Source organism: Cupriavidus sp. C3SS-1, assembly GCF_057073755.1.
Map to the genome: position 1 here is coordinate 1,424,347 of NZ_CP172700.1, position 14,214 is coordinate 1,438,560.

Annotated in this window: 13 protein-coding genes; 3 read left to right on the forward strand and 10 right to left on the reverse strand. The window is 62.4% G+C overall.

Translation table 11 applies throughout. The features are described from left to right. Together ACIGJC_RS22595 and ACIGJC_RS22600 are read right to left on the reverse strand one after the other, a co-directional pair. Positions 1–132 (reverse strand): hypothetical protein, encoded by a 132-nt coding sequence (locus ACIGJC_RS22595; protein WP_483711646.1) that lies wholly within the window; start codon positions 130–132, stop codon positions 1–3. A 3-nt stretch (positions 133–135) separates the two neighbouring features. Further along, positions 136–456, reverse strand: coding sequence for a hypothetical protein (locus ACIGJC_RS22600; RefSeq protein ID WP_483711647.1), 321 nt, complete (start codon positions 454–456; stop codon positions 136–138). 474 nt (positions 457–930) lie between these two features. Between ACIGJC_RS22600 and ACIGJC_RS22605 the strand changes: the two genes are divergently transcribed. Together ACIGJC_RS22605 and ACIGJC_RS22610 are read left to right on the forward strand one after the other, a co-directional pair. Then, complete coding sequence (locus ACIGJC_RS22605; RefSeq protein ID WP_483711648.1) at positions 931–1,773, forward strand: c-type cytochrome; 843 nt, start codon at positions 931–933, stop codon at positions 1,771–1,773. Between the two features lie 910 nt (positions 1,774–2,683). Continuing rightward, on the forward strand, positions 2,684–3,046 hold the full coding sequence (locus ACIGJC_RS22610; protein WP_483711649.1) for a DUF3307 domain-containing protein: 363 nt from the start codon (positions 2,684–2,686) through the stop codon (positions 3,044–3,046). A 468-nt stretch (positions 3,047–3,514) separates the two neighbouring features. Here ACIGJC_RS22610 and ACIGJC_RS22615 read toward each other — a convergent pair whose 3' ends face one another. The 4 genes from ACIGJC_RS22615 to ACIGJC_RS22630 are packed head-to-tail and all read right to left on the reverse strand — an operon-like array spanning position 3,515 to position 8,134. After that, positions 3,515–4,978, reverse strand: coding sequence for an efflux transporter outer membrane subunit (locus tag ACIGJC_RS22615; RefSeq protein ID WP_483711650.1), 1,464 nt, complete (start codon positions 4,976–4,978; stop codon positions 3,515–3,517). Then, positions 4,975–5,952, reverse strand: a complete 978-nt coding sequence (locus ACIGJC_RS22620; protein WP_483711651.1) for an efflux RND transporter periplasmic adaptor subunit — start codon at positions 5,950–5,952, stop codon at positions 4,975–4,977. Before ACIGJC_RS22620 ends, ACIGJC_RS22615 begins: the two co-directional genes overlap by 4 nt. Continuing rightward, positions 5,949–6,158 carry a DUF1656 domain-containing protein gene (locus tag ACIGJC_RS22625; protein ID WP_483711652.1) on the reverse strand — a complete coding sequence of 70 codons (210 nt, stop codon included), beginning with the start codon at positions 6,156–6,158 and terminating at the stop codon, positions 5,949–5,951. Before ACIGJC_RS22625 ends, ACIGJC_RS22620 begins: the two co-directional genes overlap by 4 nt. Next, the gene (locus tag ACIGJC_RS22630; protein ID WP_483711653.1) at positions 6,158–8,134 is read right to left on the reverse strand and encodes an FUSC family protein; all 1,977 of its coding nucleotides are present in this window, start codon (positions 8,132–8,134) and stop codon (positions 6,158–6,160) included. Before ACIGJC_RS22630 ends, ACIGJC_RS22625 begins: the two co-directional genes overlap by 1 nt. 852 nt (positions 8,135–8,986) lie before the next feature. Here ACIGJC_RS22630 and ACIGJC_RS22635 point away from each other — a divergent pair. Further along, positions 8,987–9,316: a MarR family winged helix-turn-helix transcriptional regulator gene (locus ACIGJC_RS22635; protein WP_483714514.1), complete on the forward strand. Its 330-nt coding sequence runs from the start codon at positions 8,987–8,989 to the stop codon at positions 9,314–9,316. A gap of 465 nt (positions 9,317–9,781) precedes the next feature. Here ACIGJC_RS22635 and ACIGJC_RS22640 read toward each other — a convergent pair whose 3' ends face one another. From ACIGJC_RS22640 to ACIGJC_RS22655, 4 genes are all read right to left on the reverse strand, one after another. Further along, positions 9,782–10,846: a porin gene (locus tag ACIGJC_RS22640; protein ID WP_483714516.1), complete on the reverse strand. Its 1,065-nt coding sequence runs from the start codon at positions 10,844–10,846 to the stop codon at positions 9,782–9,784. 1,126 nt (positions 10,847–11,972) lie between these two features. Further along, entirely contained in the window at positions 11,973–12,836 is an 864-nt protein-coding gene (locus tag ACIGJC_RS22645; RefSeq protein ID WP_483711654.1) for a fumarylacetoacetate hydrolase family protein, read from the reverse strand. Between the two features lie 142 nt (positions 12,837–12,978). Continuing rightward, positions 12,979–13,419 (reverse strand): PaaI family thioesterase, encoded by a 441-nt coding sequence (locus tag ACIGJC_RS22650; protein WP_483711655.1) that lies wholly within the window; start codon positions 13,417–13,419, stop codon positions 12,979–12,981. Positions 13,420–13,436: 17 nt separating this feature from the next. Next, the gene (locus ACIGJC_RS22655) at positions 13,437–14,207 is read right to left on the reverse strand and encodes an enoyl-CoA hydratase/isomerase family protein (protein ID WP_483711656.1); all 771 of its coding nucleotides are present in this window, start codon (positions 14,205–14,207) and stop codon (positions 13,437–13,439) included. Between the last annotated feature and the right edge of the window lie 7 nt (positions 14,208–14,214).

A 14,214-nucleotide genomic window follows, 5' to 3' on the forward strand; every position in this document is an offset into this window, starting at 1 on the left:
TCAGCGTGGGGCGAGATGTTCGACGATGCGTCGCGCGGCGGCGAAGCAGTGGTCCTCGTGCCACGGCGCGGCGATCACCTTCACGCCGCGCGGCAGCGGCGATGCCGCATCGGCCACCGGCATCGTGACCACCGGCTATCCCGCGAACGAGATCGGCTGCGTGAGCATGCCGAGCGTCTTCGCCGGGTCAAGCGCATGGCCGTTCACGTGGATCGAAAGGGTGTCGAAGCGCGGCGCGGCATAAGGCGCCTGGCGCACCGCGTCGACGGTGGCAATGTCGAAGGAAATGTCGCGCACGTCACGGAACGCGGCTGCCGCCAGCTGTACCGAGCGCTGCGCCTGCGCGTCGGCATAGGCCGCGAAGTAGCCGCCAAGGATGCCCACGCCTAAGAGGTGGAGCACGTGTCGTGCCTGATGGCGCTGGTCGAGGCTGGCCTGGCTGTGCGATCGTGCCATCGCTGGCGCTCTCCGCGCTGCCGGGCGCCCATGTGCGGGCCATGCCGATCGTCGAGCCCGAGATCCGCCGGCGCATCGGGCTCATCCGGCACAAGACGATGTCGATTTCTCCATTGTCGGGGAATTCTGCGAGATGCTGTTGGCGGCCTGTGCTGGCGAATCCGGGGCATTGAATGCTTCTTGAAGGCGCCCTTCCCCACATCAGGTGTTCTGGGCGTAATAATGCGGCTCCACGCACCAAAGCCGCAGGCATTATCAGTGGAACCCTCCGCTGTCATTCCCGCCGATTAGCCTCCCAGTTCGTCCACTGGCAACTCCGGCCTCCCTTGCCACACCCGACACCCGGTCTTCCGGATCAACCGATCGGATGATTGTGTTCGGACGGAAGCTACCTATACTCCGGCCAACAAAACATGCGTGGGCACATGGCCCACTTGACAATAACAGGGAGGCGTCATGGGGACGTATTTGCGGTTGGCCGCGGGCCTGCTGCTCGCGGTGCGCATCGGCGCGGCCGACGCGCGGGACGATCAACTCTTCGCGCGCGGCAAGTACCTGATGGAGGGTGTGGTGGCGTGCGGCAATTGCCACGCTGCCAGAGGTGAGAAAGGCGAACCGCTGGCCGCCCGAGGCCTGTCCGGAGGCATGGTCTTCGACGAACCGCCATTCAAGGCCTACGCGGCCAATATCACGCCCGACCCTGAGACCGGCATCGGCAAATGGACCGATGCACAACTCGCCAAGGCGATCCGCGAAGGCATCCGGCCGGACGGGAGCGTCATCGGGCCGCCCATGCCCATCGAGTTCTACCGGCGCATGTCGGATGCGGACCTCGCCGCAATCATCGCCTACCTGCGAGCCCAACCGCCGGTGAAGAACGCCGTTGCCAAGTCCAGCTACAACATCCCGTTACCGCCGAATTACGGCCCCGCCGTACAGAGCCTTCAGGCGCCCTCTCCCAAGCAGACGATCAGGTACGGGCAATACCTCGCCGACATCGGTCACTGCATGGATTGTCATACGCCTCGCGACGAAAAAGGCATGCTGGTGCACGCGCGCCTCGGTGCCGGCGGCCAGGTATTCAAGGGCCCCTGGGGAGAAAGCGTCTCTCGCAACCTGACGCCGCATGAAAGCGGGCTCAAGGGCTGGACCAAGGCGCAGATCGCGCGGGCCATCCGCGGGACCGGCAAGGACGGCGTGCACTACAAGCCGCCAATGGCGTTCGACTGGTACAAGAACATCAACGATGCCGACATGGACGCGTTGGTCGCCTACCTGGGGACGCTCAAGCCGCAGCCGTTTGCGGGCAAGCCGTGAGCCAGCACACCGAAGCGCGTTCGTTGACCGGACGCGCCAAACGAGACGCGCCTGGGGTTCTTGCCAGGCAACCCACACGCCGAACAATACTTTTGCGCAGGAACATTTTTTGCCTGTTTTCCCGACGACCTGCCCGCGCCTCTTCGTGAAGCGCCACCTTTATCAAGTGGCGAACCGTTACATGTATAACTACGTAATACGTAGTGTTTCATAATTTCCATGTCATTTTTTAGACATAACTGCGCTTATGTCTAGTAAATACACAGCCCTCCGCCGCGAACGACAATCTGGCCCTCCGCCCGAAGCGTGCTAGCAGCCGGCCGTCATCGCATCTGCACCGCGGCGTCCCGTAGCCCGGACTTTCGGCGTCCGTCAGGCAGACGAGCAATGCCGTACAGCAACTCAGCAACGGTCACGGCAGTAATGGTCAGGGACTCTGAGGTCTGTTGATCGAGCCAATCGCTCGACGAGGAATTCGCTGACCGGGTGCTGCCATTCGACGAGAACGCCACCGTGCACTACGCCGCCCTCGTGTGCAGCGTGAACGAGCAGGTCGTCCGATCAGCATGGCCGATGCGCAAATTGCCGCCATTTTCCGGCACCACGCCGCCACTTTGGCCACGTGCAACGGCAAGGACTTCGAAGGGACCGGCGTGATGCTGGCCAATCCCTGGGGGATTTGATCGGCGCAGCTGAAGTCATCGGCAAGCGCGACAAGCCCCGCCTCTTGATCGGTTCGCACACAAGCGACCGCCAGGTGGCTCCCCCACCATGTGCGCACAAAACTCGCTTGACAGCCCGTTAGCCATTGCGGCTGAGTATGGGCAAGCTGGGCGTCCGTCGCCACCCTATGCGTTGGGTGCAGTCGTTCTGCGAACGGTCCGGCATGACTTTGGGTGGAGGGCTCGCCATGGCGTTGCCGCTGCTGTTCGCGCTGTTCACCAAGCATCTCCTCTGCGACTACCTGTGGCAGCCGAGCTGGATGCTGGCCGGCAAGGGCGATTTCCGGAGCCCAGGTGGTTATGCCCACGCGGGCTTGCATGGCCTGTGTACCGCGGTGCTGCTCGTCGGCTTCGGTATGAGCTACTGGCTCTGGCTAGGGATCATCGACGCTGTCGTTCACTACATGATCGATCGCTGGAAGGTGCGCCTCGGCCGACGCGCCAAGTTGACACCGAATCTGCCGCAGTTCTGGTGGGCATTTGGCCTGGACCAGTACGCGCACGTGCTGACCTATCTTGCCATCGTCTGGCTGGTTGGGAGGCTGGACTGAAAGCGCTGAGACCCACTGCCAGCGACGCGCAGGGGGACAGTGCTGCTGGCTGGAAATCGTCGGTCGCAGGCGACAAGCCAAGGCCCTGGTGCCTGTGATGGACTCGGTCATTGCCGAGCTCGCCCGCGACTGACGTGCACATAAGATGGCGCCGACGCCCGGACAGCGAAGTGCCCAAAATCAACGCTTCGGCCAGTCGTCGCGCTGACTTCCGCTGGAGGTACTTCAGCGGCCTGCTCTAAACCATCCACCGACACTGCCGCTATTTGCGCTACTGTCATGTGACAGGAGTAAGTCAGAATTTATAATCATTCATGCACAATAATTTCAAAATTACGAACTAAAGTTCGCACAGCAGTCGAAATGTTTATTGGATAAACTCATATCAGTGGGACACGCCGATACTTCTCTGACTGAGTGACAAATTTTTGACGAATTCGTGTCGGTCTGTCCCGCTTTCCACCCCCGTCAATGCGCCTCGTCTCCGACAGGATGGCTTGCAATAGCTGGCGCACCCTGCCACCCGCCGCCGAGCGCGAGGAACAGGTTGATCTGGTCCATCGCCACCTGCGCATCCGATGCGGCCAGCGCGGCATCGGTATTGGCCAGGGTACGATCCGCGTCCAGGCTTTGCAGATAGGGCGAACGTCCCGCCTGCCACAGCAGCCGGTTCTGCCGTGCTGCCTCGTTGGCCTTGTCACGCGCCGCATGCAGGGACTGATTGCGTTCAAGCTCGTGCGTGTAGGCCGACAGCGCGCTCTGCGTTTCGCGCAGCGCCTTCAGCACCACCCCGTCGAAGTGCGCGAGCGCGCCTTCGGCGCCAGCCTCCATGCCGTGGATGCGCGCGCGCGTGCCGCTGGTCGGGATGGTCCACGATATCAGCGGTCCCCACCCCCAGTGCGCAGTGGGCGCCTGCCCGAGGTGATCGAGGATACCGGTGAAGCCTGCCGAAGCGCCGATACGAATCTGCGGATACAGGTCGGCCGTAGCCACGCCGATCTTCCCTGTCGCCGACGCCAGCTCTCGCTCAGCCTGGCGGACATCGGGCCGGCGCTTGAGCAATGCGGCACCATCGCCAACGGGCAATGGTTGCTGCAACGCCGGCACGCGTTCGCAGGCCATGCTACTGAGATCAAGCGCCCCAGGCGGCTTGCCCAGCATCACGGCAAGCCTGTATGCGGCAGCTTCGCGCTCGGCGCGATATCGCGGGAGTGCCGATCGCAACGTATCGGCCTGTGCCTGTGCACGAAGCAAGTCTGTCGGCTGGCCGCGGCCGGCATCCACGAGTTTCTGCGCCAGCTGGACGCCGCGCTCCTGCAGCTCAAGCTGGTGTTCCGCGACGTGCAATTCATGCGTGGCCGTGCAACCCTGCACATAAGCTCGAACCGTTTCCGCCACGACGCCCACGCGGGCCTGGTCCAACGCCGCGTGGCTGGCCTGTGCGGCGGCAAGTGCGGCTTCGTCGGCGCGCGCAAGCTTGCCCCAGAAATCGAGCAGGTACGAGACCTCGAATCCGATGTCGCCGAAGTTCATCGCAGGAATCTTCTCTTCATGGAGCAGCGGCTCCCCGGCGATCTGCCCGCGTTGCACGCCCGCCTTGAACCTGGCTTCCGGCAGGTTTTCCGCTTCGACCTCGTGATAGACGGCGATGGCACGCTTCAGGTTGGCCGCCGCCACGCGCAGGTCGGTGTTGGCGACCAGCGCCTGTTTCACCAGCGCGTCGATTTGCGGATCGTCGTACAGACGCCACCAGTTAGCCGGAACCTCGCCGATCGAGACCGCGGCATTGTCCGTGCCTGCGAAGGGGCCATTCGCAGCCGATGATTTTATGACTGCATCGTCGGGCACCTTGTGATCGGGGCCGACAGTCATGCAGGCAGCCAGCGCCAGCGGCAACATCGCCACCAGCGTGGCGCGGGAAAAGCGGTTCACTGCACGGCTCCGGTGATCGACGTCTCCTTGCCGGCCCGCGCGACCTGGTCATGCGGGAGATCCTTGCCAGCCTCCGCGGCCGCGCCAGATCGGCCGTCCGCCTTGCCGATGTCGCCCTTCACCGACACCGTGGCAGTTCGTCCCGCCACCAGCCGCACAGCCTCGGGCGTCTCGTCAAACTGGATCCGTACCGGGATGCGCTGGGCCAGGCGGACCCAGTTGAACGTCGGATTCACATTTGGCAGCAGGTTCGACCCATTGGTGCGGTCCCGGTCTTCAATGCCGGCCGCGATGCTCTGCACATGGCCGTGCAGCACACGCTGCTCGCCCATGATCCGGATATCGACCGGGCTCCCGACATGGATGCCTGGCAGCTTGGTCTCCTCGAAATAGCCTTCCACGTGGAAGGATTTCGAATCGACCATCGACAGCACCGGCTTGCCGGTCACGACATAGTCGCCCAGCCGGGGCAGCCGGTCATTGACGTAGCCTTCCACCGGACTCAGTACGCGCGTGCGCGACAGGTTGAGCTTTGCCACGTCGACGGCGGCTTCTGCCTGCGCAAGCTGGGCTTCGCCCTGCTGCACCTTGGCGTGGCCTTCTTCGACGATCTCCTTCGACACCACCTCGGAGAGCGTCTGGCTGCGCGAGGCCTCACGCCGTGCCTGCGCAAGATTTGCACGTACCGCCGCCGCGGTGGCCTCTGCCTGGCGCAGCGCCAGTGCATAGCGTTCGCGATCAATCTCGAACAGAACATCGCCCGCCTTCACATGCTCGTTGTCCTTGACCGCAATGCGGGTGACGAGCCCCGAAACATCCGGTGCCACCTGCACCACGTCGGCACGGATATGCCCATCGCGGGTCCATGGCGCCACCGTGTAATAGTCCCAAAGGTGCTTGACGACGACCACGCCCACGGCAGTGACGGTCAGTGTAAGCAGGACCGGCCAAAGAGAAGAGAGTTTGAATTTCATGACTGCAGCCAAGGCACGATGCCAACCACCCCACCGAGGACGATTGCGTAGAGCGCCAGATTGAAGAGGGAACGATGCCAGACGTGCCTGTAGAAGCCCACCCGGGCCAGTACGGCACGCGCGGCGCTCGTGATGATGAAGGCGGCGAGCATCCACACCAGCAGGCTGGGAATGAATACGCCATAGATGCTGATTTCACCGGGCATCAAGCTTCTCCGGAAACGGATTCCGGCAGCGCCGGAGGAAACAGGGCCACCTGCATTTCGACAAGCGCGGCCAGTGCGATGCGCGAGCGCACCTTCTGTTGCGCATTGGCCAGGCGCTTGCGCAACGCCAGCGGTGGTGCATCCAGCGTGCCGTCAAGGCGTGCCTTGTAGTAGGCGGAGATGCTGCGCAGCACACGTCTTACCGCATGCTGCTCGTCTGGCCGCATGTCTGCCAACTCCCGCTGCAGCGCCAGCGTGGTCAGTTCCACACGCACTTCGCTGAAGCCGTCGTTCGATACCTCGCTCTCCGTTGCGGCTAGTCGTGGCACCAGTTGCGCCAGGCGGTCCAGCATGCGCGCGCGCAATCTGGCATGGGAGTCGCCCCGCGTGCCCATGGCGTTCTCGGCGATATCGCCCCAGCCGGCGCGCACGAGGCGCCGCGTGGCAGCACGCGTACCGAACGGACGCACGACAAGCGTCCATGCCAGCGCAAACGCAATGCCCGCGATGCCAGCCACGTTGCTGTTGAAGAACGACTGGAAGTTGGCACTGTAGGCGCCCTGGATGCCGATGTCGTTGGCCGTGACAACGGCCAGCGGCATGCCGATCATGGCCAGGCGCGGCTGGGCCACGAGGAGCCCGATAATCAGGTATGGCACCGCGAACATCAGCACGAGCATCTCGAAGTCATGCGCAACCGGCAGCACCGCGAACAGCATCACGAGCGAGATCAAGAGGCAAACCACGTTCCAGTGAAAGAACGATCTGATCATCGGCGCTGGCTCATCGAGCGCAGCGAAGAAGCAGCACGAGATCGCACCAAGCGCCACCGCGCCTGCCCCGTCGGCCCAACCCATCTGGACCCACAACATGCCCATCGCGAAGATCGCAAGCGCCACCGTGACGGTCGAGAACAGCAGCATGCCGTGGTCATAATGGCGTGCACGGCCCACCTCCCAGCGCACGAACCTGGGCGTCCATTGGATGGCGATATGCTTCGCGCCCAGGCGACGGCACAGCGTCCCGCAGTCATCCCAGAGCGCCGCCAGCTGTTGCAGCCGGTCTTCCGCGGCCGCGGCGAGCGTGGCATCACGGCCAGGTTCAGGCAGCATCGGACTGTGAGCAAGAGGCAGTGCATCGGCCCCGCCACCCTCAATCCAGTCCTTCAACGCGCGCATCCGCAAGGCTAGCGGCGCTGGGACACCGCCGGCAACCCGCATCGCTTCGACGATCGACGCAAGCGACGACAGCACTGGAAGCAGCATCGTCATCCGCCCGCGCAATTCACGAGCGGCATGCACGTGCGCGGCGCTCTCGGAGTCATAGCTCAGCTGGCTGATCAACTGGTCCAATGCCAGGATGTCTGCGGCCAGGCGATGTCGGCTGTGATGACGGGTCACCTGTGCACTGGGGCTTGGCGAGAGCATGTCGCTGGCCCACAGCGCGGCATCTGCCATCCACTGCCGCGATTTGCTGTGCAACACTCCAGCCACGCTGGCCGGCATGATCACTGCACCCACCACGCTTGCGCAGAGAATTCCGAGACAAATCTCTTCGGCACGCGCCACGGCGAGGTCAAAGATGCCAACAGGATTATCGACAGACGGCAACGCCACCAGCGGCAAGGTGTAGGCTGCCAGCATGAACAAATAGCTGCGCGGCGTACGGTGCAGCAAGGCCACATAGAGCAGGCAGGCCACCCAGATCGCTACGGCCGCGATCAGTAACGGCGGGGAACTGACCAGCGGCGGCACCATCGCCACGCCAGCCGCCGCGCCCAGCAGCGTGCCGAGCACGCGGTACAGCGCCTTCGAGCGCGTGGCACCGGTGAGCGGATGCGCCACGATGTAAACGGACCCCATCGCCCAGTACGGGCGCGGCAAGCCAAGGTACATCGCAATCCACAATGCCAGCATTGCGGCGACGAAGGCCTTGAAGGAAAAAATCCAGTCTCGTGCGGATGGCCAACTACCCATGTTACTCACACCCCCCGATTCCCCAGTAATAAGACAGCCACCGCCACTGCGACCGATATACCTTGTTTGATCACGACCAGACTCCCTCGGCCCGTCGCTCTCGCGTGGTCGTTTCGTGACGAAAACATGGATCCCAAATTTGTCGATCTTCGACTCTTCTGCAAGGGAAATTCGTTGCATTGGCGGCAGGCTGTGTGGCGATGACACAGCCGTGCGTGCACTTTGATGTCTTGGACAGCGCAAGCGTCATTGGTAAAAGCCGCTTGGCGAGAGAAGCGAATGGACAAGGCGGGGGACCCTGGTAACGATGGCGCAGTCTATCTGAGTATGAGCAAAGGAAAAACTTCTTGAGACCGACAGACTGTTCGGATTGCCAGACAATGCCTTGGGGAAGATTGCCACAAGAGTGCACTGTTCCTGGGGAAGGACCCAACCTGACACATTTCTGACGCCCACGTTTTTCGTTTTGTATTGTCCACCCCATCGGACAATCCATCTACGATTCAGTGTTCCATACACATGCAAGAATCGTTAGTATCCATATCGATACGTCTTATCAGCAAGCGCCGTTCCAATGAAAGTAGCCGGCATACAAGGAAACGTAGTCACGTGTCACCTATCTGGGCTGGAACCATCAGCTCATATTGCCTGCTCAATAGCCGATTACCTTTGAGGTCGATCCGCTTCCCCTAGCCCTCTCCAGAAGCTGTCCAAATGAGTACGGGTACCTTGCCATCGCGTAAAGCGTCGTTGCCCGAACTGCTTGCAGCGACCGCTCAACTCAAGCGCGCCTTGCACAACCGGCTAATTCCACCGTTGCGCGATGCGAATCTCACCGCGTCCCAGTGGCTAATGCTTTGTTATTTGCGTCGGCACGGTTCCGACACGCTGACTGGTGTCGCCGAGCAGATCGGCCATGACACCGGTGCAATGTCTCGGGTCTTGCATGCACTGTGTCAGCGAGGCTTAGTCAAGGCGGAGCGACCGAGCACGGACCGCCGCAGTGTAAGGCTCTCGATCACGCAGAATGGGGCGGCGCTTTGTGCCGCAGTCGAATGCACGATTTCGCCCAGCAACGAGTCACCTACTGAACGCCAGTTTGCCCAACACCTTCACCGTCTCACTGATTTGATGGCATCGTGCACCAACGCGCTTCGCACCGACGAGCACTGCCATAACTAGGGCAGCTATCGCTTGCTCATGGAGCCTTCCAGCGGTACGGCGGCGTGGCGATGCGCGATAAATATTTAGGTAGGCATGTGATAGCTCCGCTATTCCAAGGTCACCAACTGTTCTTCGGTACCGTGCCGTCCGTAATCCCCTTTGGTGGGGTGGGTAAATGAGAAGACCTTCGCCCCCATAACGCAGGCTCGACCGTGCCCCCACCTTTGGCAGACCGATTCGTCATCGGGACAGCCCGCATAGACTGCGAACCGGTACTTCTCCTCGCCCTTCGGATTCCACCTCACAATCGCCCTAAAAGCGGGGGTAATGTCTCACTGACCAGAGAAGCAAGAAGTCGTGCGCCCTACCTGGCGCATAAAAAAAAGCCGACATTACTGCCGGCCAACGTCCTTGAACCCAGTGACAAGCCAAGGTCGATATGAACTATCATCGGCACGCGATAATGCGCGTGCTCAAGCTGTATCAGAAACGATGGCGAACGCCAACCATCGCGCCAGTCTGGTTTTGACCCGGCAGCGTATTGGCCGTGCCGGTTACGCCGTAGGTTGCATTGCCTTTGTTGTTCACATAGCCAAGCAGCAGGTATGCGTCGGTGCGCTTGGAGAATGCGTAGTCGGCATTCAACACGAACATCCACGAATCCTTGCTGTCAGTGCGGGCGTCCGTATAGTAGGCAGCGCCGGTCAGCGTGAAAGCCGGGGTGAACCTGTAGTTCGCGCCAAGCCAGTACAGGTTATCGTGACGGGCCGTACCCGTGGTGACCTCGTCGCGCATCCAACGGTAACCAGCGAACACCTTGGCAGCGCCGAAGGCATACGAACTGCCAATCGCGGCGCGCTTCGCAGTCAGGTCCGCTGAAGCCAGGGTGCTGCCCTGAAACTGGTCATAGGCAGCGCCCACCGAGAATGGACCGTTCGCGTAGGCCAGACCACCGCCAAAGTTGGTGCCGACCTTGAAGTGGCCCGGCACTTCACCGCCAAGGCCAGTGTTCACGTCACGGCCAAAGCTGTAGAAGCCGGTTGCCGTCAGGCCACCGAACTTGCCGGTGTACTTGACAGCGTTATCCGCGCGGCCGTTGAACTGGTTGTCGACCGAATTCAGGGAGTAGCTCGGTCCAAGCGCCATCGGGTCATAGGCCCCGAACAGGTCGTACAGCGAGTTCTGCTGTCGGCCCAGAGTCACGGCGCCGAAATCGCCCTGCAGGCCAACATAGGCCTGGCGACCAAACAGCCGGCCGCCCTGGGCGGACTTGCCGGTGTCGATGTCGAAGCCGCTTTCCAGTACGAAGATGCCCTTCAGGTTGTTGCCGAGGTCCTCGATCCCACGCAGGCCCCAGCGCGAGCCGGACAGGCCACCCGATGTCACACCAGTGACTGAGCCACTGCCGTTGGTGCCACCATTGACGTGGCTTTGGAAACTGATGCCGGCATCGGCGATGCCATAGAGCGTCACGTTGGACGACTGGGCAAAGGCCGCGCCGGACATGGCGCTGGCTGCGGCTGTCACTGCAAGGAGAGCTTTCTTCATTGTCAATTCGAATTTTGTTTGGACGAGTTGGTTTCCTACCGTCAGTCCACATTGAGGCCGGCCGCCGAACCAAGCGGCCCCTCCTGACGCATCGGGGATATTAAGGCGCTTGTGTGACAGCTTGAGTAAGCAATGCCTTGATTCATAGAAACATTGTTCACCTTGCCGAACAATGAACCAGCTCGAAATGGAGTTCGCTTTCCCGAGGTGCATGACAGAATCACCGCGAATGTTGGATCGATGCCCCCGCTGCAATCCGCCTCAGGCGTGACATCGTAGAACCAGTCAAAGGACGCGTTCCGGTCGACATGGGCTTCCCCCGCTTCGCCACAATGAGCGACGGCGGCCTTCTCGTCCTACTCAACACTTCAAGCGGCACGAAGCCCGGCTAGCGCCGCGTGCGATGAGATGAGCCGTAAAAATGAAGCTCAGCAATAACTGGAAGAAGAGCAAGGTCAGAATCCAACGCATCCACGCCCGCATCGGCAACGCCCGCCTGGGAACTAGCCAAATCCGGGCTGAATGAATTCATTCTTTACCTTGGCTGGCTCGAACTCCGGCGTCAGTTAGGTTGTAAGCTGGCGTTGGACGGAGGTTGGCTTAACGCCGTGCCGCCGCAGGCTGCGAGCAGGAGGTGCCCGGCGTGCGAGCGTCAGCGCAGGCAACCGAGTCACGCAGGCGCAGTGCTGCCTTCCTGCAGATCCGGCGGACCGGGACGTCAGCGTCAGCATCGAGGAGGGGTTGAGTCCTGAGATCGTACGCAGAGACAAGCCTGCAACTTTACTTGGACCTTGAGTCCGTACCGTAGATGAGGACCTCTGCGGCAAAATCCATCGGGGCCGGCGGACTTAGTTCCGCGATCGAGTCCGAATATAAGTCCGCAACCACCCTAATGGCTATCGACAAATATCCCTTGCAAAAGGGAGGCGACCATATAAGTAAAGATGGGTCTTCCGCAATTTGTGTGAGGACGACGAACAGGGCGCGAGAAGCTTCGAGCGTGGAAGGCCTTCGTCTCCACCACCATCACCAACATTCTTCCGCCTGTTGACGAACCTGGGCGAGCCCTGCAGTCGCCCTCGCCGCACGAGATCATTCCCCTGCGATGGCGAACAGGCATGCTGCATTAGCGGTTTGCCCCGCTTTCGGAACGCACCGGGTTACGCAGCACGCCTAGCTTGCTGACCTCGATTTCCACCACGTCGCCGTCCTTCATGAACACGGGCGGCTGGCGCCGCGCGCCCACTCCCCCGGGGGTGCCGGTGACGATGACATCGCCTGGAGACAGCGTGACGAAGCTTGAGCAATATGCGATCAACTCCGGGATGGAGAAGATCAGCATGTCGGTCGTGGCTCGCTGCATGACCTGTCCGTTCAGGCGCGTTTCCAGCGTGAGGATCTCGCTCTCGCCAATCTCGTCGCTTGTCACCAGTGCCGGACCGAAGCCCCCCGTATGCTGGAAGTTCTTGCCCGGCCCCCATTGAGAGGTATGCGTCTGCCAGTCGCGGATGCTGCCGTCGTTGTAGCAGGCGAAGCCGGCGATATGGGAGAAGGCCCGGTCTTCGGGAATGCGGCGGCCGCGCTTGCCGATGATCACGGCAATCTCTCCCTCGTAGTCCAGCCGCGCCGATTCCGGCGGCAGCAGGATCGGCTGCCCGTGTCCCACCTGCGACTCGGCCACGCGCAGGAAGATGGTGGGCCGCTCGGTGCGCTCCTTCTGCGTTTCGCGGACATGCTCGGCATAGTTGAGGCCGGCGCAGAGAATCTTCTCCGGGTCGGCCACCACCGGCCGGCAAGCATCGAGCGCTTCAGCAACCGGCAAGTCGGCGGCATGCCTGCCGGCCTCGTCAATCAGTGCCTCGACTGGCCGCTGTCGCAACGCCTGGCCCAGGTCGCTCTGCCCGAGCCTGGCGCCGAGGTCGATCACGCCGTCAGCGGCGATGGCGCCGAAGCTGTTTCGGCCTTGGTGGGTGAAGCTGATGAATCGCATAGGGTGTATCCCAATTCTGGCTGTTTCAGTTAGGCGAGATGGCACGCCGTGGCCGAAGCGACGACGCAGGCGCCCGACCGCGTGATTTCATGGCCGCGCCTCGACAAGCCGCCCCGCCGCCGAGGAAGCCGTGGGGGGGACATCAAGACGACCTTGCCGTATGCTCCGGCCGGACCAGCATGCAGGTGGCTGTCGCGGTGGCGACTACCTGTCCGCCCTGGCGCAGTTCGCCGGCCACGTTGCAGACGTTGCGGCCGCGCCGCTCCAGCCGCGCGTGCCCTTGCAGCGGGCCGGCCTGCGCGGGACGCAGGAACGAGAGATTCAGGTTCAGCGTCGAACAGAACTCGCCATCGACAAGCGTCGCGGTGACGAGCATTGCGGTCACGTCGTCCAGCATGGCGCCCAGCATGCCACCCTGTACCTGGCCCGCTGGATTGAGGAATGCTTCGGTAGCCATGTAGTCGGACTCCAGCGAACCGGCCTCCAGGTCGACCCCGCGGACGACACCGCCCAGCAGGCTGGCGACAGCCGGCAACGGGGCCTGGCCGTTCAGCATACGCGTGAAAAGATTGGCTTCGGCCATCGTGTGTACGTCCCCGGTCAATGGCCGGCAAAGCGCGGCGTGCGCTTTTCCCGCCAGGCAAGCGCGCCTTCGCGCAGATCGTCGGAAGCATCGGCCACGGCAATATCGTGTACGAGCGCGGTGATATCGAGTTCGCCGCGGGCAATGCGGTTCAGGTGCTTCTTCATGCCAAGCAGTGCCAGCGGCGCCATGCCGGCCAGTTCTTCGCTCCATCGTGCCGCCAGCGAGCGCAGCGCCTCCGGGCTGTCTTCCAGCTGGTCCAGGTAGCCGCACGCCAGCATCCCCGCCGCGTCGAACTTGTCCGCCATCAGCAGGATGCGCTTGGCCGTGGCCAGCCCCAGCCGCGTGACGTAGCGCTCCATGCCGCCGCGGTAGAACAGCAGCCCGAGGCGCGCCGCCGGTACCGACATCTCGGCAGCGGTTGCGCCGAAGCGGAAGTCGCACGCAAGCGCCAGGTCGGTCGCGCCGCCGTACACGCCGCCGTGCAACACAGCAACGGTGACTGGCCGCGCCTGTTCCAGCGCATTGGCAAGCGCCTCGAAGCGCGCTCCGGCGTCAGCACCGCCGAGGCGGCCGATATTGAACCCGCTGCAGAAGTAGGGGCCCTGTGCTTCAATGCGCAGCACGCGTACCCGGCCGTCCGCATTCACGGTCTCCAGGTACTCGCGCAACAGGTCGAGGTCCTCCGGCTCCAGCCGGTTCGCCACGTCGGGGCGGCACAGCGTGATGACCGCGATATGGCCATCGATGGCCAGTTGTGGTGACCGTCCTTGCGGGGTCTCGCTCATGGCGTCG

Coding starts and splice junctions, on each gene's coding strand:
- ACIGJC_RS22600 (WP_483711647.1), bottom strand. CDS start 456: ATGGCACGATCGCACAGCCAGGCCAGCCTCGACCAGCGCCATCAGGCA.
- ACIGJC_RS22610 (WP_483711649.1), top strand. CDS start 2,684: ATGGCGTTGCCGCTGCTGTTCGCGCTGTTCACCAAGCATCTCCTCTGC.
- ACIGJC_RS22620 (WP_483711651.1), bottom strand. CDS start 5,952: ATGAAATTCAAACTCTCTTCTCTTTGGCCGGTCCTGCTTACACTGACC.
- ACIGJC_RS22625 (WP_483711652.1), bottom strand. CDS start 6,158: ATGCCCGGTGAAATCAGCATCTATGGCGTATTCATTCCCAGCCTGCTG.
- ACIGJC_RS22630 (WP_483711653.1), bottom strand. CDS start 8,134: ATGGGTAGTTGGCCATCCGCACGAGACTGGATTTTTTCCTTCAAGGCC.
- ACIGJC_RS22635 (WP_483714514.1), top strand. CDS start 8,987: ATGCTTTGTTATTTGCGTCGGCACGGTTCCGACACGCTGACTGGTGTC.
- ACIGJC_RS22640 (WP_483714516.1), bottom strand. CDS start 10,846: ATGAAGAAAGCTCTCCTTGCAGTGACAGCCGCAGCCAGCGCCATGTCC.
- ACIGJC_RS22645 (WP_483711654.1), bottom strand. CDS start 12,836: ATGCGATTCATCAGCTTCACCCACCAAGGCCGAAACAGCTTCGGCGCC.
- ACIGJC_RS22650 (WP_483711655.1), bottom strand. CDS start 13,419: ATGGCCGAAGCCAATCTTTTCACGCGTATGCTGAACGGCCAGGCCCCG.
- ACIGJC_RS22655 (WP_483711656.1), bottom strand. CDS start 14,207: ATGAGCGAGACCCCGCAAGGACGGTCACCACAACTGGCCATCGATGGC.